At 64.0% G+C, this 1,648-nt stretch carries 2 protein-coding genes and 1 pseudogene; 2 read left to right on the top strand and 1 reads right to left on the bottom strand.

The window, feature by feature from the left end:
* Positions 1–464 (top strand): annotated as a pseudogene (locus EOA36_RS34940) (tRNA (guanosine(37)-N1)-methyltransferase TrmD); the annotation flags it as partial.
* On the opposite strand, the gene EOA36_RS34935 reads toward EOA36_RS34940, so the two are convergent.
* Positions 446–1,198, bottom strand: coding sequence for a sulfite exporter TauE/SafE family protein (locus EOA36_RS34935; protein ID WP_127281190.1), 753 nt, complete (start codon positions 1,196–1,198; stop codon positions 446–448). The pseudogene EOA36_RS34940 and the gene EOA36_RS34935 overlap by 19 nt on opposite strands.
* 338 nt (positions 1,199–1,536) lie before the next feature.
* Here EOA36_RS34935 and EOA36_RS34925 point away from each other — a divergent pair.
* The coding region (locus EOA36_RS34925; RefSeq protein WP_127281191.1) for a 50S ribosomal protein L19 at positions 1,537–1,648 on the top strand (112 nt) is incomplete at its 3' end.

Raw genomic sequence — 1,648 nt, 5'->3', positions numbered from 1 at the left:
CATCACCATGCCGGCGGCGGCGCCGGCATGGTGATGCGCGCCGATGTGCTGGCGAAGGCGATCGACCATGCCTCGCCGCCGGGCCGGGCGCTGTCATCCTGTGTGGCCGCTTCGAAGGCGTCGACCAGCGGGTGATCGACGCGCGGGGCCTAGAGGAAGTCTCGATCGGCGATTTCATCCTGTCGGGCGGCGAACCGGCAGCACTCGTGCTGCTCGACGCGGTGGTGCGGCTGTTGCCCGGCGTGATGGGCAATGCGGTCTCCGGCGAGGAAGAGAGTTTCGAGAACGGCCTGCTCGAACATCCGCATTACACGCGGCCGCAAGAGTTCGAGGGCAGGCCGATTCCGGACGTACTGATCTCCGGAAATCACAAGAAGATCGCCGAATGGCGGCGGGACCAGTCAGAGCGGCTGACGAAGGAGAGGCGGCCCGATCTTTTGAGCGCTCAGCCCTTGGTGAAATAGTAAAAAGCCAGAAACAGGCCGACGGCGACGACGAAGCCGCGCACCGCGTTCTGCGGCACGCGCTTGGCGATCCAGACGCCGGCATAGCCGCCCAGCGCTCCGCCCGGGATCATGACGATCGCCTGCGGCCAGGCGACGACACCGCCCGAGACGAAGACGACGATGGCGACTGCCGCGATGACCACGGCCAGCATGTTCTTCAGCGCGTTCAGCCGGTGGTAGTCGCCGGCCTGGGTCAGACCGAGCGTTGCCAGCATCATCACGCCCATGCCGGCGCCGAAGAAGCCGCCATAGATGGCGGTGATGAACTGCGCCAGCGAACCGGCGAGCGAGCCCACGGCCGCTTCGTGTCCGGCTTTCGGCGCCGGCTTCAGCCATGGTCCGGCGGCAAACAGCGCGGTCGCGCCCAAAAGCAGCCATGGCACCAATGCCCGAAAGGATGGATTGTCGAGCGCGAGCAGAATCAGCGCGCCGGCCATGGCGCCGATGGCGGAGATCAGGCAGAGCAGCAGCGCGCCGCGCCAGAAGTGCCTGATGTCGTCCCAGTAGGCGAGCGTCGAGGTGATGTAGCCGGGAAATTGCGTTACCGAGGAGGTGGCGTTGGCGACGATCGGCGGCACGCCGATCAATGTCATGGCGCCAAAGGTGATGAAGGTGCCGCCGCCGGCGACCGCGTTGGCGGCGCCTGACAGAAAGCCCGCCAGGAAGAGCAGGATGGCATCGAAGACTGACATGGAAGGCCGCCGTGAAGAACTGTGCTATTTCTGGCTTAGGAAGCTTGCCGGACCGGCGCAACCCGGCACGACAGGATTACGATGGTGCCATGCCGGGAGCCATGCCGGCAAAAAATGCATGGCCAAGGCGTGACAAAGCGCCGAAATAGCTGTATGTGCCCGCCCGTACCGGCAAGAACAATCTTCCGGACCCGTCAACAATGACGGTGTAGTCGCCCCTGTCCGATGTTTTAAAGACAATTGTCTTGGAGACAAAGGGCATAGCCGAGCGGTCAATGGAACGGCAAGGCAAGCGTAGGGCGCTCTGACTGTCGGAAGAACAAGAAGTGGATTTCAAGATGGATCTCATCCGTCAGCTCGAGGCCGAACAGGCCGCCAAGATCGAAGCCAAGCGCAAGCTTCCCGAATTCCAGCCCGGCGACACCGTGCGCGTCCAGGTCCGCGTGACCG

This window comes from Mesorhizobium sp. M8A.F.Ca.ET.021.01.1.1 (assembly GCF_003998025.1).
Taxonomy (GTDB): Bacteria; Pseudomonadota; Alphaproteobacteria; order Rhizobiales; family Rhizobiaceae; genus Mesorhizobium.
This window is presented reverse-complemented; position numbering and strand designations above follow the sequence as displayed.